This window comes from Lactiplantibacillus pingfangensis (assembly GCF_005404945.1).
GTDB classification, from domain to species: Bacteria; Bacillota; Bacilli; order Lactobacillales; family Lactobacillaceae; genus Lactiplantibacillus; species Lactiplantibacillus pingfangensis.
This window is the reverse complement of the sequence record NZ_BJDG01000015.1, coordinates 1-22,994: the sequence shown is the minus strand read 5'-3', so window position 1 is coordinate 22,994 and position 22,994 is coordinate 1. Positions and strand designations below refer to the sequence as shown.

Annotated in this window: 26 protein-coding genes and 1 tRNA gene; 13 read left to right on the top strand and 14 right to left on the bottom strand. The window is 44.1% G+C overall.

Features of this window, described 5'->3' with window-relative positions; translation table 11 throughout:
* Positions 1 to 26: 26 nt before the first annotated feature.
* Positions 27 to 611: a TetR/AcrR family transcriptional regulator gene (locus FFM74_RS08245; RefSeq protein ID WP_137626153.1), complete on the bottom strand. Its 585-nt coding sequence runs from the start codon at positions 609 to 611 to the stop codon at positions 27 to 29.
* A gap of 670 nt (positions 612 to 1,281) precedes the next feature.
* Here FFM74_RS08245 and FFM74_RS08240 point away from each other — a divergent pair.
* The 5 genes from FFM74_RS08240 (at position 1,282) to FFM74_RS08220 (ending at position 6,239) form a co-directional block, all read left to right on the top strand.
* Positions 1,282 to 1,563, top strand: coding sequence for a cell surface protein (locus FFM74_RS08240; protein WP_223877199.1), 282 nt, complete (start codon positions 1,282 to 1,284; stop codon positions 1,561 to 1,563).
* The gene (locus tag FFM74_RS08235; protein ID WP_137626152.1) at positions 1,563 to 2,153 is read left to right on the top strand and encodes a WxL domain-containing protein; all 591 of its coding nucleotides are present in this window, start codon (positions 1,563 to 1,565) and stop codon (positions 2,151 to 2,153) included. Before FFM74_RS08240 ends, FFM74_RS08235 begins: the two co-directional genes overlap by 1 nt.
* Positions 2,154 to 2,196: 43 nt before the next feature.
* Positions 2,197 to 2,880 (top strand): WxL domain-containing protein, encoded by a 684-nt coding sequence (locus FFM74_RS08230; RefSeq protein ID WP_137626151.1) that lies wholly within the window; start codon positions 2,197 to 2,199, stop codon positions 2,878 to 2,880.
* A 166-nt stretch (positions 2,881 to 3,046) separates the two neighbouring features.
* The gene (locus FFM74_RS08225) at positions 3,047 to 4,072 is read left to right on the top strand and encodes a WxLIP family cell surface protein (protein WP_137626150.1); all 1,026 of its coding nucleotides are present in this window, start codon (positions 3,047 to 3,049) and stop codon (positions 4,070 to 4,072) included.
* A 19-nt stretch (positions 4,073 to 4,091) separates the two neighbouring features.
* Complete coding sequence (locus FFM74_RS08220; RefSeq protein WP_223877198.1) at positions 4,092 to 6,239, top strand: WxL domain-containing protein; 2,148 nt, start codon at positions 4,092 to 4,094, stop codon at positions 6,237 to 6,239.
* 376 nt (positions 6,240 to 6,615) lie between these two features.
* Here the strand turns inward: FFM74_RS08220 and FFM74_RS08215 are convergent, their stop codons facing one another.
* The 4 genes from FFM74_RS08215 to FFM74_RS08200 all read right to left on the bottom strand — a co-directional run bounded on the left by FFM74_RS08215 (position 6,616) and on the right by FFM74_RS08200 (position 11,533).
* Positions 6,616 to 7,968, bottom strand: coding sequence for an FAD-dependent oxidoreductase (locus FFM74_RS08215; protein ID WP_137626149.1), 1,353 nt, complete (start codon positions 7,966 to 7,968; stop codon positions 6,616 to 6,618).
* 314 nt (positions 7,969 to 8,282) lie between these two features.
* Positions 8,283 to 8,762, bottom strand: coding sequence for a GNAT family N-acetyltransferase (locus tag FFM74_RS08210; RefSeq protein ID WP_137626148.1), 480 nt, complete (start codon positions 8,760 to 8,762; stop codon positions 8,283 to 8,285).
* A 75-nt stretch (positions 8,763 to 8,837) separates the two neighbouring features.
* Complete coding sequence (locus tag FFM74_RS08205; protein WP_137626147.1) at positions 8,838 to 10,754, bottom strand: M13 family metallopeptidase; 1,917 nt, start codon at positions 10,752 to 10,754, stop codon at positions 8,838 to 8,840.
* 104 nt (positions 10,755 to 10,858) lie between these two features.
* Positions 10,859 to 11,533: a Crp/Fnr family transcriptional regulator gene (locus FFM74_RS08200; RefSeq protein WP_137626146.1), complete on the bottom strand. Its 675-nt coding sequence runs from the start codon at positions 11,531 to 11,533 to the stop codon at positions 10,859 to 10,861.
* 515 nt (positions 11,534 to 12,048) lie between these two features.
* Here FFM74_RS08200 and FFM74_RS08195 point away from each other — a divergent pair.
* The 4 genes from FFM74_RS08195 to FFM74_RS08180 all read left to right on the top strand — a co-directional run bounded on the left by FFM74_RS08195 (position 12,049) and on the right by FFM74_RS08180 (position 13,505).
* Positions 12,049 to 12,291, top strand: a complete 243-nt coding sequence (locus FFM74_RS08195) for a heavy-metal-associated domain-containing protein (RefSeq protein ID WP_137626145.1) — start codon at positions 12,049 to 12,051, stop codon at positions 12,289 to 12,291.
* Between the two features lie 80 nt (positions 12,292 to 12,371).
* Positions 12,372 to 12,593, top strand: a complete 222-nt coding sequence (locus tag FFM74_RS08190) for a heavy-metal-associated domain-containing protein (protein ID WP_171000689.1) — start codon at positions 12,372 to 12,374, stop codon at positions 12,591 to 12,593.
* Between the two features lie 12 nt (positions 12,594 to 12,605).
* Positions 12,606 to 13,160 (top strand): Dps family protein, encoded by a 555-nt coding sequence (locus FFM74_RS08185; RefSeq protein ID WP_137626143.1) that lies wholly within the window; start codon positions 12,606 to 12,608, stop codon positions 13,158 to 13,160.
* Positions 13,161 to 13,301: 141 nt separating this feature from the next.
* Positions 13,302 to 13,505, top strand: coding sequence for a hypothetical protein (locus FFM74_RS08180; protein WP_137626142.1), 204 nt, complete (start codon positions 13,302 to 13,304; stop codon positions 13,503 to 13,505).
* A 122-nt stretch (positions 13,506 to 13,627) separates the two neighbouring features.
* On the opposite strand, the gene FFM74_RS08175 is transcribed toward FFM74_RS08180, so the two are convergent.
* The 3 genes from FFM74_RS08175 to FFM74_RS08165 all read right to left on the bottom strand — a co-directional run bounded on the left by FFM74_RS08175 (position 13,628) and on the right by FFM74_RS08165 (position 14,944).
* A complete protein-coding gene (locus FFM74_RS08175) occupies positions 13,628 to 14,050 on the bottom strand; it encodes a hypothetical protein (RefSeq protein WP_137626141.1) in 423 nt (140 codons plus the stop codon).
* 299 nt (positions 14,051 to 14,349) lie between these two features.
* Positions 14,350 to 14,622, bottom strand: a complete 273-nt coding sequence (locus FFM74_RS08170; RefSeq protein WP_137626140.1) for a metal-sensitive transcriptional regulator — start codon at positions 14,620 to 14,622, stop codon at positions 14,350 to 14,352.
* A 1-nt stretch (position 14,623) separates the two neighbouring features.
* Complete coding sequence (locus tag FFM74_RS08165; RefSeq protein WP_137626139.1) at positions 14,624 to 14,944, bottom strand: thioredoxin family protein; 321 nt, start codon at positions 14,942 to 14,944, stop codon at positions 14,624 to 14,626.
* Between the two features lie 265 nt (positions 14,945 to 15,209).
* On the opposite strand from FFM74_RS08165, the gene FFM74_RS08160 reads away from it, so the two are divergent.
* Entirely contained in the window at positions 15,210 to 15,518 is a 309-nt protein-coding gene (locus FFM74_RS08160) for a helix-turn-helix domain-containing protein (protein WP_137626138.1), read from the top strand.
* A gap of 53 nt (positions 15,519 to 15,571) precedes the next feature.
* Here the strand turns inward: FFM74_RS08160 and FFM74_RS08155 are convergent, their stop codons facing one another.
* Positions 15,572 to 17,485 carry a heavy metal translocating P-type ATPase gene (locus FFM74_RS08155; protein WP_137626137.1) on the bottom strand — a complete coding sequence of 638 codons (1,914 nt, stop codon included), beginning with the start codon at positions 17,483 to 17,485 and terminating at the stop codon, positions 15,572 to 15,574.
* 112 nt (positions 17,486 to 17,597) lie between these two features.
* On the opposite strand from FFM74_RS08155, the gene FFM74_RS08150 reads away from it, so the two are divergent.
* Positions 17,598 to 18,563: an SGNH/GDSL hydrolase family protein gene (locus FFM74_RS08150; protein WP_137626136.1), complete on the top strand. Its 966-nt coding sequence runs from the start codon at positions 17,598 to 17,600 to the stop codon at positions 18,561 to 18,563.
* 63 nt (positions 18,564 to 18,626) lie between these two features.
* On the opposite strand, the gene FFM74_RS08145 is transcribed toward FFM74_RS08150, so the two are convergent.
* From FFM74_RS08145 to FFM74_RS08125, 5 genes are all read right to left on the bottom strand, one after another.
* Positions 18,627 to 19,325: an ElyC/SanA/YdcF family protein gene (locus FFM74_RS08145; RefSeq protein ID WP_137626135.1), complete on the bottom strand. Its 699-nt coding sequence runs from the start codon at positions 19,323 to 19,325 to the stop codon at positions 18,627 to 18,629.
* Positions 19,318 to 20,040 carry a demethylmenaquinone methyltransferase gene (locus FFM74_RS08140; RefSeq protein WP_137626134.1) on the bottom strand — a complete coding sequence of 241 codons (723 nt, stop codon included), beginning with the start codon at positions 20,038 to 20,040 and terminating at the stop codon, positions 19,318 to 19,320. The genes FFM74_RS08145 and FFM74_RS08140 overlap by 8 nt, the downstream gene beginning before the upstream one ends.
* A gap of 135 nt (positions 20,041 to 20,175) precedes the next feature.
* Entirely contained in the window at positions 20,176 to 20,529 is a 354-nt protein-coding gene (locus FFM74_RS08135; protein WP_171000688.1) for a bacteriocin immunity family protein, read from the bottom strand.
* Between the two features lie 127 nt (positions 20,530 to 20,656).
* Positions 20,657 to 20,729, bottom strand: a tRNA-Ala gene (locus FFM74_RS08130).
* 49 nt (positions 20,730 to 20,778) lie between these two features.
* Positions 20,779 to 21,150 (bottom strand): hypothetical protein, encoded by a 372-nt coding sequence (locus tag FFM74_RS08125; RefSeq protein ID WP_137626132.1) that lies wholly within the window; start codon positions 21,148 to 21,150, stop codon positions 20,779 to 20,781.
* Between the two features lie 115 nt (positions 21,151 to 21,265).
* Here FFM74_RS08125 and FFM74_RS08120 point away from each other — a divergent pair, with 115 nt between their 5' ends.
* Together FFM74_RS08120 and FFM74_RS08115 are read left to right on the top strand one after the other, a co-directional pair.
* Positions 21,266 to 21,598 (top strand): hypothetical protein, encoded by a 333-nt coding sequence (locus tag FFM74_RS08120; protein WP_137626131.1) that lies wholly within the window; start codon positions 21,266 to 21,268, stop codon positions 21,596 to 21,598.
* 304 nt (positions 21,599 to 21,902) lie between these two features.
* Positions 21,903 to 22,844: a C40 family peptidase gene (locus tag FFM74_RS08115; protein WP_223877197.1), complete on the top strand. Its 942-nt coding sequence runs from the start codon at positions 21,903 to 21,905 to the stop codon at positions 22,842 to 22,844.
* Positions 22,845 to 22,994 lie beyond the last annotated feature (150 nt).

Sequence of the window (22,994 nt, the reverse complement as noted above, 5' to 3'; positions counted from 1 at the left end):
GATTGATCTGGTTGCAGGTCTTCTTTTTAGGCTTGTAAAAATTTGCGCCAAGCCTGTTCGCGTTGGTCGATATTAGGTTGAATACCTTGGCGGAGCCGAGTTTGTAAACCGATGCGTGCTTCCAACAAGCTCTGGGCCAAGGCCATACTTGTGGTAGTCGTGATGATCAGTTGGTTGGCTTGTCCTTTTAAAATGGCCGCGCCCATCAAGGTCAAATAATCTTCGTAAAAATGATCAGTTGCTTGTTTGACTTCTGAATCACTCGTCCCAAATTCTGCGATGGCATTAGCCATTAAGTCGCCGGCTGGGTGATGACTGTCCGTCAAATCGCGACGATATAGCATCATTAGTACGGCCAATGGTGACTCACCGGCCTGCTCTAATTGTTGCATCGCTTGGGCACAAGCTGCGAGTGTTTGCTGATGGTAGTGTTGCAAACTTTTAAGATAGAGCGTGTGCTTATCGCCTAAAGCATTGTATAGGCTTTGCTTTTTGACGCCGCTAGTTGCGACGATTTCGTCCATAGAGGTATGGTAGTAGCCATTTTGCCAGAATAACAACATAATTTGGTTAATCACTTGTTCATCACTAAAGGTCTTTTTAGCTGGCAAATTTTTTCATTCCCTTCGATAAAATAACTTGTTTTCTAAGTATACCATAGGAAAATCACCGGTTTTAAGCTGTTAGTCGGTCGTTGTTGCTCGTCACCTAAAATTTGATTCTTCTATATAATTTTTTTTGTTTATACAGCAAGTTTTAATCGGTACCAACTTAGTCACAATAAATATATTTATAAAATGGCAACTGAATTAACAAAAGCTAATCATTCTCAATCGGGATTAATGCTACTAGGACCGCGGTTATCGGCAAATTATTCTCTTTTTATATCATTATTTATTAGCTATGGTTATCGGTGCAAAAGACTAATAAATCTTCTCATTCTGATATCATCAAAAAATAATGTTAACGGCTAATTTAGTTAAAGGGGTCATCTATTCGTCGAAAACACGAAAGTTATAAATTCTGTAACCCCTTGGTAATAAACTGATTTGAACAGTTTGTATAATTATTATTGTATTTCGATAAAAATGAGAAAGCCCTCATAGCTCCGTTAGAAAGGCGTTTTGGCGGATTGGTTAAGTCCCCTTATTAATTGACAGCGATTACAACAGCATGCTATATTTTGCGTGCTGATAGGGAAAATCACAAAAATAACTGTTAGCGATTATGTTTAGTTTTGTTAATTCACTAATTGTAAAAGCGAGTAAAGGATGTGATGACGTGCATTGGAAAATTGGCTTCACAGGGTTAACAATTCTCATGAGTGGCCGCCCACTCATCGCGAGCGCGGATGTCCAACAAGGCACATACAATGTCACGATCAATCCCGTTAAGTCGCCGGTAACCGACTCGAATCAAGGCCCATTGGCAGATTTGCTGCCGCAAATGAATGAAATCCAACAATGGGTGCTGTTGGGCATCGGGCTACTGATAATTAGTTTATTAGGATTACTGATCAAACTCTGGTGGCAAAGCCGTCAACAAATAAAGGAGCAATCGTAATGAAGAAGACAATTGGAACACTGATCGCAGGGGTGTCACTTTTCGCCGTTTTACCCTTAGCTGCCCAAGCTGCTGACACAAGTACCCAAAAAGACACCACTGCTGAGATTAATTTATTGCAAGATGACAACGCTAAGGAAATTACCTTAGAAAAAGCCCCAACCATTAATTTAGGGGAACACACGAATGACATTGCCTCAGCAACCTACAAGGCAGAAACCGTGACAGATTTAGTTGAAGTTAAAAACCCGGGGAATACTTCTGGTTGGCATGTGGGCGTTAGTGCAACTGCCTTCCAAACGGGAACAAACAGTAGCACTTTACGCGGCGCGGCCTTAACCTTTGAAAAAGGGACAGTCGCAGCTGTTGATAATAACAATGCGTCAAAGGCACCGGCCACGACTGGTGTGACCCTCAATACGGATTCACAACCAATCTTATCTGCCGATGAAGAAGAAGGGATCGGGGTATTCGACCTTTCTCATACGACTGATCAGGTGAGCCTACTTGTGCCAGCCGGTAATTCAGCCGGTGCTTACAGCTCGACCTTAACTTGGACCTTAAATAACGCACCATCTGGCATTGAATAGGCGAATCGGTTAGTGCTGCACTGATAGAAGTGAGGTGTCACTAATGCGGCCGTTGATTTGGTGGTTAGTTTTAAGTGGAATTTTAATTGGCAGCTGGGTAGTGAGACCAGTGGCTAGCCAAGCTGCCACGCAAACGACTCAGTCGCAGATTGAAGTTAAGATTACGCCCAATGAAGATGATAGTGCGGTCAAACCGGTTGATCCAGACGACCCATCGCAGCCTTATCCGGGTGATGAAGCAGATCCTGGTAACGTGACTGGGACCGGCTCTCGAGGGTTCTTGACGATTGATTATTTAAGTAACTTGGCTTTTAACGAGATTACAACCACTGGTGGCCCGGTAACGACAACCGCCAAAAATCAAAAGGCCATGGTTCAAATTTCGGATCGGCGCTCGACTGGTAGTGGCTGGACTTTACAAGTGTTGCCAACTGCGCCAGCCAACAATCGGCAGACCTTGGCAGCAACAATTGACTTAGGATCAGTTGAAATTAAACCGGCGACAACTAATGTGAGTGCGCCGCCGCAACTCATTAATGCGGGGCATTTGACGGTTGGCTCGGTAAATAACGTGTTAAAGGCTGATCAGCAAGCTGGTTTAGGAACATGGTTATTACTGATGAATCGTGGCTCACAGCCAACCACACTGCATCTGAATGAGTCTAGATTTTCAGCCGGCAAGTATACCGGCACCTTAACTTGGTCACTTACCAACGCGCCAAGTTAAGTTTTATGCTGTAACCCGTGCCAGCAGGTGTGAGGGACGTCTAATTAGCGCCGCAATCGTGACTTGAGATTGTTCCGTTAATTAGGCGCCGCTCATTGACCATCCTGCCAGTCACGGGTTGCGCGCTACATAGAATTACCATTGAAAAAAGGGAAGGGTAATGACGATGAAAAAAATAATGCTCGCGTTAACAATGATGATTAGTGTCCTATTCAGCGGTTTGATGATCGTGGCACATGCGGAAAATTTAAATTACACCGTTTCAGCCGACTTACCGGAAAATCAGCGCAACTCGAAAGTTTCCTATTTTGATTTGAAGGTGACGCCTGGGCAGACCCAAGACTTGACGATTCAAATTAAGAATAGTGATAGTTCGGCGCATAAATATGTGGTTACCCCCAATCGTGCGACGACCAATGACAATGGGGTGATTGATTATAGCAAGAGTAAAGCTAAGGCCGATCAGTCGCTGAAATTTGATATTAAGTCCGCCTTGTCGAAATCACAAACGGTCGAAGTGCCGGCGAAAACGACAAAGGCCGTGACTTTTAAATTGAAAGTCCCCCAAAAAAGTTTTAGCGGGGTGGCTTTAGGCGGCATTAATGTGGTTCAAGAAACGACCGCCAGCAAGGAAAAGTCGAGCGGGATGACGATTGAAAATCAATATGCTTACGTGATTGGCTTGCAATTACAAGAAGAAGACAACGTTACGGCCAAACCGAAGATGAAGTTATTAGGCGTGAAAGCGAAGCAACTCAATTATCGGAACTATGTCACCGCCAATTTGCAAAATACGCAACCGGTAATTATGCATGGGCTCAAGATTAAAAGCTATGTGACCAACGTGGGGTCAAACAAAAAACTTGTCACGACTGATAAAGAAAACTTAGCCATGGCGCCGAATAGTAACTTTAATTTTGCGATTGGCGATGGGAAGAAGCCGTTAAAGGCGGGAAAATATACCCTACATTTGACCGCGACGGCCGAAAAAGGCAAGTACAAATGGGCCTTTACGCGTAACTTTACGATTAGCGCCCAAAAAGCTAAACAATTGAACAATACCGCGGTTGGTCAAGAGAAACAGACAAATTACTTCTGGTGGTTTGTTGGCTTAGGTGTCATCATTGTCGCCTTGCTAGGGCTAGTTATCTGGCTATTACTCAAGAATCGCCGTCACGACAACGATAAATAACCGAGAGGAGCGGATTGCGATGCGCAAGCGACTAACAACAGGATTATTAGCCGGATTAATGATTATGGTGGGCTTAGCGGCTACCGTGATGCGTGTCCAAGCCGCAGATACCGATCCGTTAGCGGCGGCGCCAATTACCACTGCGCCGAGTGGACTCGATCAATTAGACAAATTATTTACCTTGCCCGGCACATTTGCCGACGGTGTGACCAATGCCGCTTCGATTCAAACGGTGACCAATCCGTCGTCGCCGAATACGGAAGCAGTTCAGATTAATAGTGCCAAGCGTCAAATGGGTGGCGTTTGGTCGAGCGATGATAACCGTATTGATTTAAATAAAGATACCACGTTATCAATGTGGTTATATTTCGGGGATTCCAAAAGTAAGGCTGGGGACGGCTTAGCCTTTGTGATGCAAAATGATCCGAATGGCACCGCGGCAGCGTCTAGTTTTACTAATCAGAACATTATTGGTGAAACGATGGGCGTCTGGGGCGTTGATGATGATAAATCACGAACGGATTCTGGTGAGATTGCCGCAACAGCGATTCAGAATAGTTGGGCCTTAGAATTTGATACGTATTCAAATACGTCCAGCTCGTATAGTGATGCCGGCAGCGGGAGCGCCTTTGACGTTGGGATCAAGGGGCAACATATGGCGACCGGTTACCCGGGCTTAGCGGATACGTATATCAATAAAAAAGTCACCCAATTATTATGGGCTGATCGCTATCTTTTTACGCAAGCCCACACGAATCCAGTCCCAAGTCTGAGTTTAACGGATGCGACTTGGCACCATTTAGTGTTGAAATGGGATGCTGCCAGCCAAACGATGACTTATACGTTGAATGACGTTAATCCTGATGGGTCGGCCAACGCTAATCCAATTACCCGGAGCGAAGTGATTGATACGTCTCAATTTCATAGTGCTGACGGCTTGGTTCGTTGGGGCTTTGTCGGGACCAATGGGAGTAACGCTGGGAACAGTTTAGTTGTTTTCGAGAAAATTTCGCAGCTGAATATCGACGTGGCTGCCGACGTGAAAGTTTACGATAAAACCAAAAATCGTGACGTGACGACTGGCAGTAAGGTCAAAGCGAAAGATGAGTTGGAATACACTTATAACGTCAATTATCTTGATGGTCATATTGACTGGGACCGCATTACGGCGAAACTTGATTTGCCAAAGGCAGTCACGTTTAGTGAGGCTAGCATCACCTACGCGGACGGTAAAACACAGATCCTGCAAGCGCCTGAAGCTGGCGCCGAAAGCGTCGAGTATTCACTCGCTTATCCGTTATTTGCTAGCAATCCAACGGCAACGATTAAACTAACGGGTCAAGCAGACGCGGTCAAGATTAATACGCAAACAACCGCAACTGAGGCCGTGTTTGGCAATGAAAAATACGAGGCGAAGACCACCGCGCCGGATTATCTCGTGACAGTTGATCAAAAGATCACGTTATACATTCCGAAAACTAATTACACGATTGATAAGGGACAAGACCTTCAAATCAACGGGCTCGTTTTAGGCGAAGGTTCTGAACAACTATCCAATAGTTGGATCACGGTTTATTCTAAATTGAACGGGTCGGATCTTGAACCTTTTAAAATGAGCGATGACGATGAGTCTGGTGTACTGAGCTTAAAACTGAAAGCTGATCAACTAAAAGTTGGCGACAATACGCTTGAAGTTTATGTGATGGATGAAGATGAAAATACGTCAACAACGACGACGGTGACGATTCATGTCACGAGTGGCGCACTAGGCTTCAAGACGGTTGCCGCCACCAGTAAGTTTTCAGCCATTACGTTAGATGGTCAAGCACAGACGGCTGCGCGTGAAGATGACTGGGCCTTAGTCGTTACGGATGAACGGGGCAAAGATTCCAGTTGGCAGTTACAAGCGAGTGCCGGCGCCTTTACGAATGAAGATGGCCGTAAGTTACCCGGCCAAGTCGTTTACAAAAACGGCGACCAAGCGACCGTTATCAATGGGTCTGGTACGGTGATTGATAGTCACAAGAGTACCAGTGATACGGATGAGTACGACGTGATGGGAAAATGGACCAAAGACACAGGTTTGTTATTTGAAACAAATGCCGCTGCAACACCTGGGGCATATTCTGGGAAGATTACTTGGACGCTCTCGAATGCCCCAAGTTAGCATCGTTGATATTGGGATTAACGATGACTTATGTTCATAACAGTTCTTACTTCCGGTTGGGGCTGATCACATGCGGTCGTGGGACCGGTCCAAGCCAGGGACGTCTTGGCCCTCGCCCGGAACCCTTTCAAAAGCGAAAGTGTCCCAGACCGTCCGTGGGGTAACGTCGGCCAAAAACCAGCCGATGTAACGCCACCATCACGACCGATGTGATCAGCCCCAACCTGCAGCGATTAAGTTTTGCGTGGAGACAGTTGCGACCGTATTAGTTGTCATGCTCCTTTTGGTACTTGTAACCTTTTAAGTTAGCGTCATCAAAAAGCCACCCTTCAGCATTTACTGATGGGTGGCTTTATTTTTTTGAAACGATTTCTAATTATTCAGTGACCTTGTTAGCTTCTTGCGCAATTGCGGCTTGGCCGAGAATGTTCAAGTAGTTGAATGGGCGATCATAGATTGGTTGGAAGAACATGTCGACGAAGCCTAAATCATCAATCGTATTGTTGTTTTGAATCAGCACAGAAATGGTGTTGGCTGATTGCGAAACATCGTAGTCACTCATGAATTGGGCACCTAAAATGACGCGTGTTTCTGGATTGTAAACTAATTGCATCAAGACAGGGGTCGTTGTTGGCATGAATTCTGGCCGATAATTGTCTTCAACGGTTACAGATGCTGCTGGAACGCCTTCAGCTTTAGCATGTTCCAAGGTCATCCCAGAAGAAACAATGGTTTTACCAAATAACATTAAACCGGATGTCGATTGGGTTCCCATGTATTTCCGAGTTGGCTTGAAAATATTCATGCCGACCAAGGTTCCTTGGCGAACCGCATTAGTTGCTAACGGAATATAAGCATCTTTATGGGTTGGGTTATAGTGAACCGCAACTGAATCACCGGCACCATAAATATCGGGGTCAGAAGTCTGCATGTAGTCGTTGGTCTTGATTGACCCATTCGCATTCATCTCAACTTTGCCTTTTAGCAAGCCAGTGTTAGGACGGAAGCCAACGCATAGAATCGCCATATCTGCAGTATAGCTGCCTTTGTCGGTAGTGACAGTGACTTCATCACCATCGCCGCTGAAGCCTTTGACCATCTGACCAAGGGCCATTTTAATGCCATGGCTAGTAAAATCTTTTTCGATTCGATCGGTGTAATTTTGATCTAAATATTTGTTTAAAATGCGTGGTAAGCCATCAATTAAAGTGACTTCCTTGCCTTGACGTTGGTAGGCTTCCACTAATTCAGTCCCGATATAACCACCGCCGATGACGATAACTCGTTTCGCATCCTTAGCGTCGGTCCATAATTTTTGAGCATGGCCCCAATTTTTGCAAAGGTAAACGTTAGGATTGTCGATACCGTCAATTGGTGGAATCACTGGCCATGAACCGGTCGTCATAATTAATTTATCGTAATGATCGGTTTTAACTTCGCCACTAGCTAAATCTTTAACGGTAACGGTATGTTGGTCGGTATCAATATTAGTGACATCATGTTCCATCTGAACCGTGGCGCCTAGTTCAGCCAATTTTTCTGGACTTGAGTAGAAAAGGCCTTGAGGATCGGCAACTTGCCCGCCTAAATAGAGTGCAATCCCACAGGAAAGAAAGGAAACATTGTCATTTCTTTCGTAGATTGTGACCTCAGTGTCAGGGTTTGACGCAAAAATTTGATTCACCGCAGCGGTGCCGGCATGGGTACATCCAATAACGATAACTTTCATCTTAAAACACTCCTTAATTAATGTACGGTTTTTCACAAATGAGATTGTTTGAAATGAATTTGATAACAACTTAATTGTACTAAATTAAAAAGAAAACGCAACCAAAAAAACATTAAAAGTGATTTCATTCATTAATCATTTGATAACTAAACGCTGATTTACCAGCAATAGCTACGGTTAACTATTTTGATGTTTTCTTATAAAAATAGTTGATGGCATGTCATAGATTCATTATAAAGGTTGCTCGCTGAAAGCGCAATCATTAACAAAAAAAGGCTCACTTCCTTGTGAAAGTGAGTCTAATTGAAACGAAATCAGGCGTTTAATGTGAATGTGGTCGTGGTCACTTTGGTGAACTTTAGCGTTGTTAACAGGTCGGTCAGTTGCGGATAAGCCTGTGGTAAAGCGACCGTTAAAGTCGTGAGTGCCAATTCATGGCGCCCAAAAGCGACTAAGCGTTCATAGATTTCAGTTAAGATGGTAAGTTGCAGCTGTGCTGGCAGGAGCGTCACAGTTAGGGTTGCCGTGTGATTGACAAAGTCGAGCAGTTCAAAGCCAGCGCGACCAATCAACTGATCGGTTTTGCGGTCAGTGATACCCCAGATCAATTTTTTATCGTGGAAAATGTCGCGCATGGTTTGGTTGATTTCGTCGGCGGTACTTAAGATTGTTGGTTGCGCGGTCGGCTGGGTTTGTTCCGTCAACGTAAAAACGTCTTTAACCCGTGATTTTGTTAGCCAGTCAAACGTGTAATGTGGTGTCAGGATTGGATGATACTTTTCTAGTTTTGGCATGCTTCTCCTTCCTTTTTCCTGTTTCAACTAAAAAACGTCTGGCAAATACCAGACGCCTCGGTAATCAGTTTTTAACTACCAGATTTTAACGCGTTGATCCGGTGCGAGATACATTGGATCTGCCGCGGTAATGTCAAAGGTAGTATAGAAATCATCTAAATTCTTTGGTTGAACGTTGGCACGTAACTTGGCTGGTGCATGAACGTCAATTGAGAGGAGCAACTGCATGTATTGTTTCGTGGCTTTCATCCGCCAAACCATGGCCCAGTTGGTGAAGAACGCACTCAAATCAACATCAGGTTCACTTTTGGCCGCTTCTTCAGCACAGCTTAAGCCACCAGCGTCGGCAATGTTTTCAGAGACGGTTAAGGTCCCGTTAACTTTGGCGCCAGCAAAGTCAAGTCCGTCAAATTCAGTAATCATTGATTTGGCGAGTTCCTTGAAGTGGGCAGAATCGGCTTCGGTCCACCAGTTATGCAAGTTCCCAAATTCATCAAACAAGGCCCCATTGTTATCGAACGCGTGCGAGATTTCATGCGCAATAACTGCGCCAATCCCACCGTAGTTCGCGCTGGAAGACTGTTCCAAACTATAAAATGGTGCTTGTAAAATGGCGGCCGGGAATACGATGATATTCATAAATGGGTGGTAATAAGCATTGACCGTGTCAGCGCTCATTTCCCAACGGGTCCGGTCGGTTGGCTGATCCCACTTAGCAAACATGTCTTTACGCGCAATGCGCCCAAAGGCCAGTGCGTTGCTCAAAACACTCCCGCCATCGGCAGCGGATAGGGTATGGAACTTCGTGTAAACGGCTTCCAACTTGTCAGGGTAACCGACTTGGATGCCAAGGTTATTCAATTTGGTGATCGCTTTGGCACGAGTATCCGCGCTAAGCCAAGTGTTAGCTTCCAGACGACGCTTATAAACGCCAATCATCTTTTCGACCATTTGATGAACATCGGCCTTAGCTGCTTCACCAAAATACTTGTGGCCGTAATAAAGACCAACAACTTGATCAAAGGTGCCGCTGGCTAAATAGTAAGCACTTTTAGCTTGATTGCGCGGTTCTTTTTGCCCAGATAACGTCCGTGAATAGGTGGTGCCAAGGGTGCGCATGTCATCACTCAAATAGCCACTCAACCGTTGAACGAGTTTAGCCTTCATCCAATTTTTCATCATGTCAAAGTTTTCGGGATTAATGACTTCATTGAAGTGATCAAAGAAAGCTGGTTCTGGTAAAATAACAATTTCTGGATTGCCATTGATAACGGAGTAAGTAATGGCAGCTAAATCGAGGTACTTGCTGTCATTGGCAAAGTCCTTGAAGTCGCGTGGATTATACATTTTACTGTAATCGGCCGCTTCTTCGGCACTCTTGACCCAAGGCACAATCAAGCGGTCAAATTTCAGTGTATCATCAACAATTTGTTGCGCCTCAGCTTCGCTATAACCAGTTTTTTGCAACAATTGCGTCATCATTTGACCGTAGACCGCTAAGAGCTTTGGCCCAGCTTCGTTGCCTTCGTCATAGTACGTTTTGTCCGGCAAAATGGTTCCGGGTGCCTGAGCAAAAAGGGCGTTGACTTTAGTATTCTTCATGTCGGCGTCAACGTCTAAGCTGAATGGCAGTGGTAAGCCATCGTAGATCCAGTCGGGCATCCGTTGCTGCAAATCAGCAAAGTCACTCAGGCTGTCAATTTGTTTCAAACAAGGCAAAATCGGTTTGGCACCGGCGGCATCGCGTTGCTTAAAATCTTTGGTTAGTTGGTAAAATTTAATGAATTCGGCTAGCTGTGGGTCGCTTGGTTCGGTTTCTCCCGCAGCCATGGCATCAAAATCGTGCATTAACGTTTTTTCAATCGCATCAACTAAGTCCATAAAGCCACCGGTTGATGCATGATCGTCAGGGATTTCGGCGGTCTTGAGCCAGTCACCGTTGACGGCGTCATAGAGATCTTTTTTAACTGCTGCTTGATTGATTGTTGCCATTAAATCCACTCCTCGATTAATTTTCTAATACAGTCTTAATTATAACGTAGATTAAAATTGAGCGCGCAAAAAAAGGCCGAGGTTTCGCCCGGCCAACATGAAAATCATTCGACGAGTAAGAGTTGATCAGCGTCGTTGATTTGAATAACCTTACCAGCTTTTTGTGTAATCAACCCGGCCTGTTCAAAACGGGTCAATTTGCGACTAATCGTTTCTGGCGTCGTGCCTAAAAAGGTAGCGAGGTCTTTTTTCTTTAAAGGTAATTTAAAAGCGGTAACGTTGAGTGATGCCGCCGTTTCGGTGAGGTAATTAGCTAAGCGGGCTTCAACGGATTCGGTTGCAGTGCTAGTTGTCTGCCGTTCCAACTGTGTCAGTCGTTTCCCGAAGACGTTGAGCACATTAATGCTAATACTTGGATATTTTTGCATTAATTTTTGAAAATCTTCGCGACGAATGCTGCAAACATCCGTCGGTACGAGTGCTTCCCCATAGGACGTCCGTCGCTTGTTTTCAAAGAGAGCCGCTTCGCCATCAATATCCCCAGTTTGTAATAAATATAATAATTGCTCCCGACCATTAGCTGCTAATTGATAAACTTTTGCTTGTCCGCCTGAAACAATCATTAACGTATCCAGTGGATCATCCGCGTTAAACAACGTTTCCCCCGGTTGATAGTGATGATGTTGCACAATGGATTCGATGGTATCAAGTTGATCAGCGGCGAGTTCTTGAAAAATGGGTACTAGCTGAACGCATTCATGAGTCGCATGTGTTGCCATGGCAATAACCTCCCTTATATTTCAACATAACTATATCAGAATTTTGAGTTAGTTGGGTTTAAATGCTTACCTATATGACTGCTATTTTAATTGTGGTCACTGACACGATAGTCGGACTGCCAGTGATCAGCTTAAATTCAGCAAAGTTAGCATGAGTGCTGATTCGTGACACATTACTGGACAATCAAACCGTATATAGGAAAAATAAATGCACTATATAGCCGTGAGGGCGGGCCAGATGATGCTCAGTGGCGAAATTTGACTTGGTCGGCGGTGGTTTTTCGGCGACCTAGTCAAAGGCCGCTTGTGAGACCGCATTTTGGCTCACAAACGTGCCCGCCGCGTTCCAGCATCATCTGGCCCACCCGGAAGGCGGCAATACACTAACTCTTTTGAACATCATTATCATATAACGAAAAAAGCTTTTATTTCTTGACGGCGATCAAGTTCTTATCAATAAATTCCCGTTATGATAGACCCATCAAATAAGTAATCGACTAACGGAGGTAATTAAAATGACTAAAGCGATTATGCAATTAGATACGTTGACTTGCCCATCATGCATGACTAAGATTCAAAAAGCATTGGAAAAGCAGCCTGGTGTGCAGACGGTTAAAGTTTTGTTCAATGCTAGCAAGGTTAAAGTTGATTTTGATGATGCGGCGACCACTGCCGAGACGTTAGCTGGGGTCGTAACCGAATTAGGCTATGCAGTTAAACAAATTAAAGTTAAAGCTGAAAAAGTTGCCATTTCTTGATGGCGGTCAAGTTCAAGTCAGGTTTTTCCAAGTAAACTAGTGTCAATCAATCAGATTTAAATTAAGCGGAGGTAATTATTATGGCAAAAGCAACAATGCAATTAGGAACCTTAACCTGCCCATCATGTATGACGAAAATTGAAAAAGCGTTGGAGAATCAGAGCGGCGTGGAAAACGTCAAAGTCTTATTTAACGCTAGCAAAGTTAAGACGAATTTTGACGAAGGCGTCACCGACGCGGATAAATTAACGGCTGTTGTGACTGGTTTGGGCTACGACGTTCAAAGCGTCAAGGTCAAATAGAGGAGGACCCTAATGAGTGAATTAACAATTGAAGATCAATATGCAGCAGAATTAAAGCAAAGTGATATCGACCATCACACCCCAACTGCCGGGGCAATGACGAACCATATTTTATCAAACTTGATGGTTGAATACGTCAAATTGAATCAAGCTAAATGGTACGTTAAAGGTGCCAATTCGTTTGGGTTACGGACCGAATACGATCGGTTAATTACTTTGAATACGCGGAATTTTGCCGATTTAGCAGACCTATTGTTGGATGAGGCCCAGAAACCCTCTTCGACGACGGCCGAATTAACGAAGTATTCAATGTTGGAAGAGAACGGTGCTTTCAAGTACAACGATGCCGACACAATGGTTACAGCGACAATCAAGGATTTCGATACGGAAAACTTATTCGTTGATCGCGCCATCAAGTTGGCCGAAAAAGAAGAACGCCCAGCATTGGCTGCCTGGTTAGTGGGCTACCAGGGCAGCAATAATCGTAATATTCGACACTTACAAGCTTTCTTGGGCAATGAGGCTCGGACTGGCTTGGATGAAGAAGACGATGACGATGAAGATTAATCATGACTAGTTTTAAAATCAGCGACTTGAGAGCGGCCAGTGAGCTAATCTCAGGTCGCTTTTTGATGATTACTGGACAAAAGTTGGTTTTGCAAACGAGTTGCGCTATACTAGCGCTAACAAAACTGGGGGAAAACAACAATGTCAATTAGCGATATCATTATTTGGACGGTCGTCTTCATCCTGGCAACGGGGTTTGTTACCATAATTTCAACGGCAGTTTTGCTACGCCGAGCAAAGCAGCATCCGACTGAGACGCCTAAAACCAAATCTAAAGAAGATGATTGGGATCAGGACAGTTGGGCCCATGATGATTGGAAAAAAGGTAATTGGGACGATAAATAAGCTTGGCTTTTCGTATCGTGCTGAGTAAGACTATTTAATTTTTAAAATGTTGTTTTATGCAAAACAGCCGATGTGTGACCATTTTTTTGATGGTCACACGTCGGCTATTTTAGTGTAAAAAATTAGATGCTTATCAATCGAAGTGATGACCACCGCTGCTGATTAGCATCACTTTTATGTTTTCTTAATTTTAAAATAATACTAGCGATGAGAATAATCGGAATGGAAAATAGCATGATGAGTCCACTTTCGATACCGAGCAAAAAGACATTCATAATATTATCTCGTTGGGCAGCGTGAAATTCAGCATTTTGTTTAATAAAGCTGTCCCGATCCCAATTGTTTTGCCAATTATTAAACGACCAACTTTTTAACTGAGATTTTTGGGTTGCACGAGTCGATAAAGAAGTCATCAGGAGGAAAGGCTTTCGTAGTATTGGTAATAGTTGCAAGGTTAATGGGTAAACTAAATAAGAAACGGTCAGTAATATATTGAAAAAGTGCCATTTTAAGTGAAATACGCCAGACGGGGCTGCGGTTGTCATGTAAAAGACAATCAAATAAAATGGCAGGCACGTTAAATAATCTCCGAGTAATCTGCCCTTTTACATGAGACTCACCTCTAATCTTGTTGGCCGAATTATAACTAGTTTAGAAAGCGGATTCAATTTTAAAGCGTGGACAGCCAGTCAATTAGTTGAAATTTGGTCAGACTAAGTTAGGTAGATATATTATCGTGCAAAAATAGTTAGAATTAGTCATTGTTAACTCAAAAGCTGGCCATGGAAACGAATTTCCATAGCCAGCGATAATTTAGCGACTGATGTTACAGTCGATTTTGTATTTATTTCGTTTTTAACAATAAATCTAACGACTGTTCTAAGTTTTCGACATCTACGTCCGCCATGTTATCGACACAATTACTAATATTGCGAGCGATAACTAGTTTCATGGCCTTGTCGATACTCGATTTGACAGCGGATAACTGAACGAGGACGTCGTTACATGGACGATCTTCGTCCATCATCCGTAAGACCCCATCTAATTGACCAGCCGAACGCTTGAGACGCGTGGTAATTTGTTTACTGGTGACGTAGTGCGGTTCACCGGCAGCCATCTTAGTCCACAGCTTTCTTAAGTTCAATTTCGAAGTTAGACTTTGGCCGAGCACCAACCATATGACTGATCACTTGACCGTCCTTCTTGATCAAAAAGGTTGGAATCCCTTGAACTTGGAACTGACTCGCAACTTCTTGGTCATTGTCGACATTTAATGAAACAAAGTTAACTTTATCCTTGTAGGCAGGGTCCTCTGACAGTGATTGTAAAATAGGGTCCATCATCTTACATGGCGGACACCAGTCGGCACGAAAGTCGACAACTGCAATTCCAGTATCCGTTTCCTTAGCAAAATCTTGATCATGAATTTCTTTAATCATAATATTCCCTCCAAGTTAGCTTGATTAACTGTTATTAATATACCCCCCTAGGTATATAGAAGCAACTATTTTGTTCGTGCCGACAATGCGAGTGAGTTTATTAGCGTCAATAAGTTGAAACTTTATTAATTGACAACTACGGTCTAATCGTATAAATTTAGGCCGTGAAAGGTTTATCCCAAAAATAAGCGAGCAACACTTTCTAATCGGGAAAAAGGATTGATCAAGGCTTTGATCTTAGCATTTGAAAGGAAAAGTGATCATCATGGAAAGAGAAACAAATGAATTGGCACAAAGTATCGCGCAGGCTAAGGCGTACCTTGATGGTGATGAGTCAATGGTTACCTCACATACTGTAACTGTTAAGCCTGCGCCCAGATTTAATGCCGTCGATATTAAAAGAATTCGCGAGACTAATCATATGACGCAGCGGGTTCTGGCAAGCTACTTATCAATTTCTTTTCGAACCGTAGAGGCTTGGGAAAGTGGTAAGGCAAGTCCCAATCGTAGTGCGAGTCGGTTGTTGGAAATGATTGAAAAGGATCCACGAGTGATTGAATTGATAAAAGCATAACCAAAATGACCGCTCTCAATTTTGAGGGCGGCCATTTCGTATGACTGATTAAGTTAAGCAGTTGTGGTGGCAGTATGTTGAACGGGTTCTTGACGGGTCTTATCAAATTTAGTCCGGAAGTTGATTAAGCGCATCGCGTTGAAGATGACAACTAAGATGCTAGCTTCATGGACGAACATACCGCTGGCCATGTAGATGTAACCGAAGATTAAGCCAATCAGTAAGAAAGCAACGGTCGCAATGGCGATGAAGATGTTTTCACGTGTGTTCAAAACAGTCTTCTTAGCCAAGCCGTGGGCGTGAACTAGAGCTGGGAAACTAGATTGCATCAAGACCACATCGGAGGTGTCGATGGCAACGTCAGTGCCGCTGCCCATGGCAATCCCAATGTCGGCGTTGGCGATTGAGGGACTATCGTTGATACCATCGCCGATGAAGGCAACCGTATTGCCGTCAGCTTTGAGCTGTTTAACGTAATCGACCTTTTCTTCTGGCAACAGGTTGGCGTGAACTTCATCAATGTTGAGTTCACGGGCAACGGCGTCCGCAGTCAATTCGTTATCACCAGTTAACATGACTAGTCGCTTGATTCCTTGGGCTTTTAGCGCAGCAAGTGAGTCTTTGACATTTGGACGAACCGTGTCAGAGATACCGAAAATGAGTTGAACAACGCCGTCGATTGCCATGATAACGGTTGATTTACCAGCTTGTTGCATGTCATTTAAATCATGCGTTTGGTCTGTTGAGAGGCTAATATCATGAGCCGTCAACATTTTTTGGTTACCAATGACGATCTGAGATTGGTTGACTTCAGCACAGATGCCTTGGCCCTTAACGGTTTCGGTATTGTCCAAATTAAGCGTTGCGCTGGCTTTAGCGTGGCTACCAGCGTAGTCGATGATGGCTTTACCGAGTGGATGGTCTGAAACACCTTCCACGGTGGCAGCTAAATTCAATAGTTGATCTTGATTGTCAGTGTAGGCTTTGAAACTGGAGACGGCCGTGTTACCTTCTGTTAAAGTCCCAGTCTTATCGAAAACTAAGGTATCGACTTTGGCAAAGGTATCAATCACTTCGCCACCTTTGATGAGAATGCCGCGCTTGGCACCATTCCCAATACCGGCCACGTTTGATACTGGCGCGCCGATTACCAAAGCACCAGGGCAACCAAGCACTAGGACGGTGATGGCTAATCGGAAGTCACGGGAGAAGACGAACACTAAAGCTGCTAAAACGAGGACTGCAGGCGTATAATATTGCGCGAAACGATCAATGAATTTTTCAGCCTTCGACTTCGTGTCTTGGGCTTCTTCAACTAGTTCGATAATTTTGGCAAAAGTGGTGTCGTCACCAACTTGAGTCGCTTTAATTTTCAAATAGCCGTTTTCAACGATGGTACCTGAGAAAACTTGGTCATCGAGATTCTTGTTGATTTGACGGGATTCCCCAGTGATGGACGCTTCGTTAATGTAGCCATTACCTTCAACAACCGTCCCATCGACAGGGACTTGGCTACCCGTTTTGACTAAGACCACATCGCCTTCGTCAACATCATCGACGTCGACTTCTTCTGTGCCACTATCAGTGACCAAGGTCGCAGTGGTTGGGGATAAGTCCGTTAACCCTTTGATCGCATTCCGAGTCTTTTGTAACGTTTTGCTTTCGAGGTATGAGCCGAACAAGAATAGGAAAGTGACGATGGCAGATTCGTTGAATTCACCAATAATGAAAGCACCGATGACTGCGATGCTAACTAAGAGTTCAATACTGAAAACTTTGTTGATCAGCGCGCTCCAAGCACGGACGGCAATTGGCACGACCGCGATGATGGAAGCCACAGCTAGGATAACTTGATAGCCGAGGGTATAATCAAGCGCGTATTTGCTGAGAAAACCGAGTGCAATGAGAATACCAGTGATTAAGGTAATTTGGTTCGTATGTTTTGTTAAGAATTGTTGCAATTTCATTTTAAGGACTCCTTATTTGATTTGATGAGTTTAGTATATAGGCTAGTCCTTGATTAGAAATTGATCGGTATCAAGTTTATGGCATTAGATTGAAATTTAATGGAGTGATTGAATGAACTATCAAGTAACAGCGGCAAATAATGCGATTATGCCGGCTTATTTTCAGGGGCGTTGGGCGCAAAAAACGCTTAAAAATACCCCTGTCATGTTTAGTACCAATTTAGGCGCTGAATTTTGGTTTCAAGTTAAACAGGCAAGCTATGTCATGATCAGCTTGTTAGATTTGGCCGCGACGGCAAGTGCCTGGGTCGCGATTCAAATTGATGGTTTACCGTATCAGCGTGTGCCAGTCAAGACAATGCCATTTCGGTTAACCTTAGATGGGCGACCACATGTGATTCGAGTGGTCATGAGTGGCAACACGGATTTAGATCCGGTTTGGGATGGGACCAGTGGTTTTGCAGTCGAGGCGCTTCAAACGGATGGCAGCTTACAAGCCGTTAAGCCAGGAAAACACAGCCTGACTTTTATTGGTGACTCGATTACAGCTGGTTGCTGGGTGGCTGGTAAAAGTCCCGCCAGAGATTATCGTGGCGAAGCTAATTATGCGGCGATTGCCAGTGAGTTATTGAATGCCCGAAATGTTCGCATCGCTTACAGTGCGGTGGGCATTAATAAGCCGGGCCGAGGTGGGGTACCACCGTTACCCAATGTGCTCACGGCGATTGATCGCCAAACTGCCTGGCAACCAGCGGCCACGGATGTTGTGGTACTTAATGTTGGGACGAATGATGGCTTGGAATCCGCAACCAGTTTCACGGCGTTGTTAAAACAGTTCATTAATCAAGTTCAGCGCTTGTACCCGAACAGTCGCATTGCAGTGATGGTGCCGTTTAATCAACGATTTGATCGTGTTATTCGGACAGTCGTGCCAGAATTTATGACCGTTCAATTAATTGAGACGGCCGATTGGGAACCAAGTACGACGGATGGCGTTCATTTGGATTTGGCTGGCTCACAAGTAGCGGGGCGGCAATTGGCGGAAGTGCTTGAAAAATTATATCCAGAAATATTTTAAGGACTAATAAAGAAGGAATCATAACCAGGCTAAATTGCTGTTATGATTCCTTCTTTATTTAAGTTAACGTTTACGGGTTAAGCCTTGTGCCAATAAGTGTTGATAGGCAGTCAGTACCGGTGCAGGAATAGTTACATGACGGATAAAGCCAGTGCCATGTGGACCATAGCCTTGGACGTTATCTTGTAATCGTTGAACTTCACCGAGTAATAATTCAGTAAAATAGGTGGTTGACCAAGCGTTGTGGAAAGCCCGGTTCAACCCGAATTCGACCGGATCAAGTTGCGTCAATTGAAATGCAGGCGGTAGTATGCGTGTGAATTGATATGCGGCGCCCCATACTTTTTCAAAGGTTAGCTGGCTACGTAATGCCAATAGCGGGTCTTGAACAATCATCACGTGATGCCAGCTAGTTGGTGCTAACGCTAAAGCATTGGCAGCATTTTCGCCAGTGTTGGTGGAAGTCTGGTCTTGCAGAATTTCGCCTTGATAGCCAGCTTGTCGTACTAAGTCGGTCATTAATTCTGCTTCACTGAGCGTGCTAATGATGCCCATATTTTCACGCAAATACTTGGTTGCGTGACCAATGCCGCCAGCAATGATGATTGTTGCAAGTGCTTGTTCGTTAGCTAGTCGCGCCGCCAGTTGTGCGGTCAGCGGCAGGCTGTTGCCACATAAGACTAGGCCATCGACAGGTGATAACGGTGCAGCTGGTTGGGTTAACCAGGCTAAGCAAGTATTCAGATCAGCTAGTTTAGTCATTGGCGGCATCCGGTTTCGTGCCAAAATGGGCCGCGGCTGCACCAAAATTGAAGCGTGTATAGTGAACGCTTTTAAAGCCAGCTTGTTCAAATAACCCAACTAGTTGACGATAGCTGACAAAGTGGCGCGTGGTTTCTTGCAAATAGGAATACTCTTGATATTGATGAGCGAAAAGTCGGCCGAATAGTGGCACCACTTTAGTGAAATACCATTGCCAAACTGGCTTAATTAGTGGTTGGTCGGGTTGTGACGTCTCTAAACAAACCAGTTGGGCACCAGGTTTTAAGACGCGATAAATTTCAGCCAAAGCTCGTGGCTTATCCGGTAAATTACGTAAGCCGAAGCCAATCGTGACCAGATCAAAACTGTTATCTTTGAAAGGCAAGTGCATGGCGTTGCCCCGTCTGAGCCAAACGCGATCAGCCAGTTTTGCCTGACTAACTTTCTGTTGTGCGATTTTTAGCATTGGTGCAGAAAAATCGAAACCAATGACTTCCCCCGTGTGATCAAGTTCTTGTGCAATTGCAATTGTCCAATCGCCAGTGCCACAACATAGATCAAGCGCCTGGGCGTTCGGTGCGAGCTGAATCTGAGCCATCGTTTGTTTTCGCCAGTGCCGATGGGTACCCAAACTAATAATATTGTTCATGCGATCATAGTTGGGGGCAATCGTGTCAAATAATCCCTGGACGTTATGTAAATAGCGGTTTGCCATAATTTTGTCTCCTCGTCAGTTTAATTACGCTGCTTTATCAAAATAGTACCACTAAAGTTGGCGACAATCTAAAATGGTCACGGTGGCTTTAATCATCGTGACCAGTGTGTCTTTTATGTTGAAAATGAAAGCGATTTAATGACCGCCAATGTTACCAAACATAATTGGTGCGAAGATCAAGCCGGCCGCTATATTACGCTTGCGCATTTCGTCGGCGTCGATCTTACCGGCTTTAACATCGGCTTGTAGTTCCCGATAAATTGCCATGACCGGTTCTGGTACTTGGTGATTGTGGACGTAATAGGTTGAGATGTCGTGTGTCAAATTGGTAATAACATCCAAGTAAGGCTTCTCGTTATTTAAATCCGTCGCATTCGCTAATAGCAACTTTTGCATGGCGACGTCATCTGCGGCTTTGGCGGCAGAATAAGCGGCACTGAGCTGATCCGTTAATGTTTTAACGAGTTCGTCGTTAGTTTCTTTAGTCATCATAATTCCCCTGTCTAACCCTTTTGAATACACAAATTATAAGCCTATATAGGTCTGGGGACAACAAGTAGCGAAGATACAAAAAAAGCTGACGAGTTCGTCAGCTGACAATCATTTGGATAATTAATGGACCTTACCGGATTTGAACCGACGACCTCCTACATGCGAAGCAGGCGCTCTCCCAACTGAGCTAAAGGCCCAAGTACAATAATTAGTATACCGCAAAATTGAGCGCTTGCAAGCCTTAACCTAATGTCGACTCGCACGATGATTCTGCCCACCACGAATTTTATGGACGCGGCGTTTAAATTGCGGCTGATTTTTGCTGACAAACTTGAAGTGTTGCATCTTACCATTAAAAATCTGACCGCTTAGGCGTAACTTGGTCCAATCTTGCATGACAGCAATCATGCTGTCGATTTGGTCACAACGCAGTTTGTCTTGGGCTTGCTGCGCGAGCGGGAGCAGGTTCGTTTCTAATTGGTGAACTAATTTCTGGTGGTAAGCCAACAGCTCAGGTGTCAGTGGGGCACTCGTGTATGAATTGAACAATTTTTGGATGGTTTGAAGGGCATCTTTAATATCATTTGGTTGGTAGTAGCGTTCATCAGAATTCGTCAAGTTAATTTCCTCCATAACTGTGACCAGTATAACAAATTTTTGAACAAATCGACGGTAAGCTGTGGCTATCTGACACGTTACCCGTTAGAATGAGGTTATTCAAGGGGGTGCCATTATGGCCGAAACAACTGTATTGATGACTGAAGCAGAACAGGTGCTCAATCGGGCCTACGATAATTTTAAGCAAGTTCAGTTACAGCGTTCAAAAGAAGCCTTATTTGAAAATGCCAATGAGATTTTTACGGTTAGTAAAATTTCGGAAGCGACCCTAATGTATTTATTTGATGAAGAGATTGCCAAACGCGTTGTCGCACTTGATAATGAAGTGCTCGCAACGATGTATGCGCAAGCAAGTCAGACTGAATTTTTGAAATTAAACTTTACGGGTAATGATATCCGCTGGTTACTAGGATTGCCCCGAACCCATCATCGTCATCGAGAAATATAACCAAATTAGGGAGGTGCAAGATTCAATCAAGCGCTTCCTTTTATTTTATATACGTATTTTTAAACTTTTTTTAAAAAAGTTTCGAAAGAATAGCGAAAGTGCTGAATTATTGATGGCTTTAAAATGCCGTCAAACCGGGATTTAAAAAAATCAATGTTACGTTTGTGGTATATTGTTAAGGTTCTGTAACTTTCGTAACATATTGTTATTTTGTTGGTACTTGCATGTAACACTTATTGAGTATCATAGGTATTGGCTTGAAGTACATATGCGTGACATTCTTCTTGGAGTGATCATCATTAAAATGAAAAAAGTAAATATTAAGCAAGTTATGTTAGGTACTGCTGCATTAGCCGGTTTAATGGTAACCAGCCAAGCAGTTGCGAACGCAGATTCAATGACTATCAAATCTGGGGACACGGTTTGGGCATATTCACAAAAGTATCACGTTTCAATCGATCAAATTGTTAAAGAAAATAAATTAGGTAGCGCCGATTTAATCGTCGCTGGCCAAAAGATTAACATCCCTGGTGTTAAGACTTCTGACAACTCAAAGACGACAACTCCTGCTAGTGCAAGCAGTGTTAAGTCAACGAGTGCTGCTACTTCAACAAGTAGCCAAGCAACCAGTGCAGTTGCTACCAGCTCATCTGTTACTAGTGCAAGTAGCATGAGCGAAGCAGCTTCAAGCAGTGTCGTCTCATCAAGTGCCGCAGTTCAATCAAGCACGTCAACTGCTAGTGCAAGCAGTAGCGTAGCTTCAAGCGCTGCTTCTGTTTCACAAGGTTCAAACGTTGTTAGCCAAGCTAGCCAAAGCTCTGTTGCTTCGACTTCACCAGCTTCAACTAGCTCAGCAAGTCAAGCTTCAACCACAAACACGACTTATACTCGTAGTGCACGGGTTGCAACAACTAACGTTAGTGCTAGCTCAGCAATCTCAGCTGCTTATACTTTAGTAGGGACACCTTACGAAGTCTTAGATTGTTCAGCATTTACACAAAAAGCCTTTGCGATGGCTGGTCGTCAAATCGGTCGGACCACATACGCACAAACGACGCTTGGCGCCCATGTTTCATTTAGCCAAGCACAAGCTGGCGATTTAGTATTCTGGGGTTCTGATAGTGCACCTTATCACGTTGCAATTTACTTAGGCGGTGGCCAATATATTGGTGCCCACACCTATGGTGACCCAGCATCTGTTAAGAGTACTGCATACTACACTCCTAGCTTTGCTATCCATATGTAATCAAAAACTAACGTCATTGACGTTGGACAAAGTCGACCATCTTTTGATGGTCGGCTTTTTTTCGTCAAATAAAAAAAGGCTCTTTGTCAACTGTTGTTGGTAATCAGCTATCATTAGCGCCCAGCCGCCCCGTGGCTGGGCGCTTTCTGT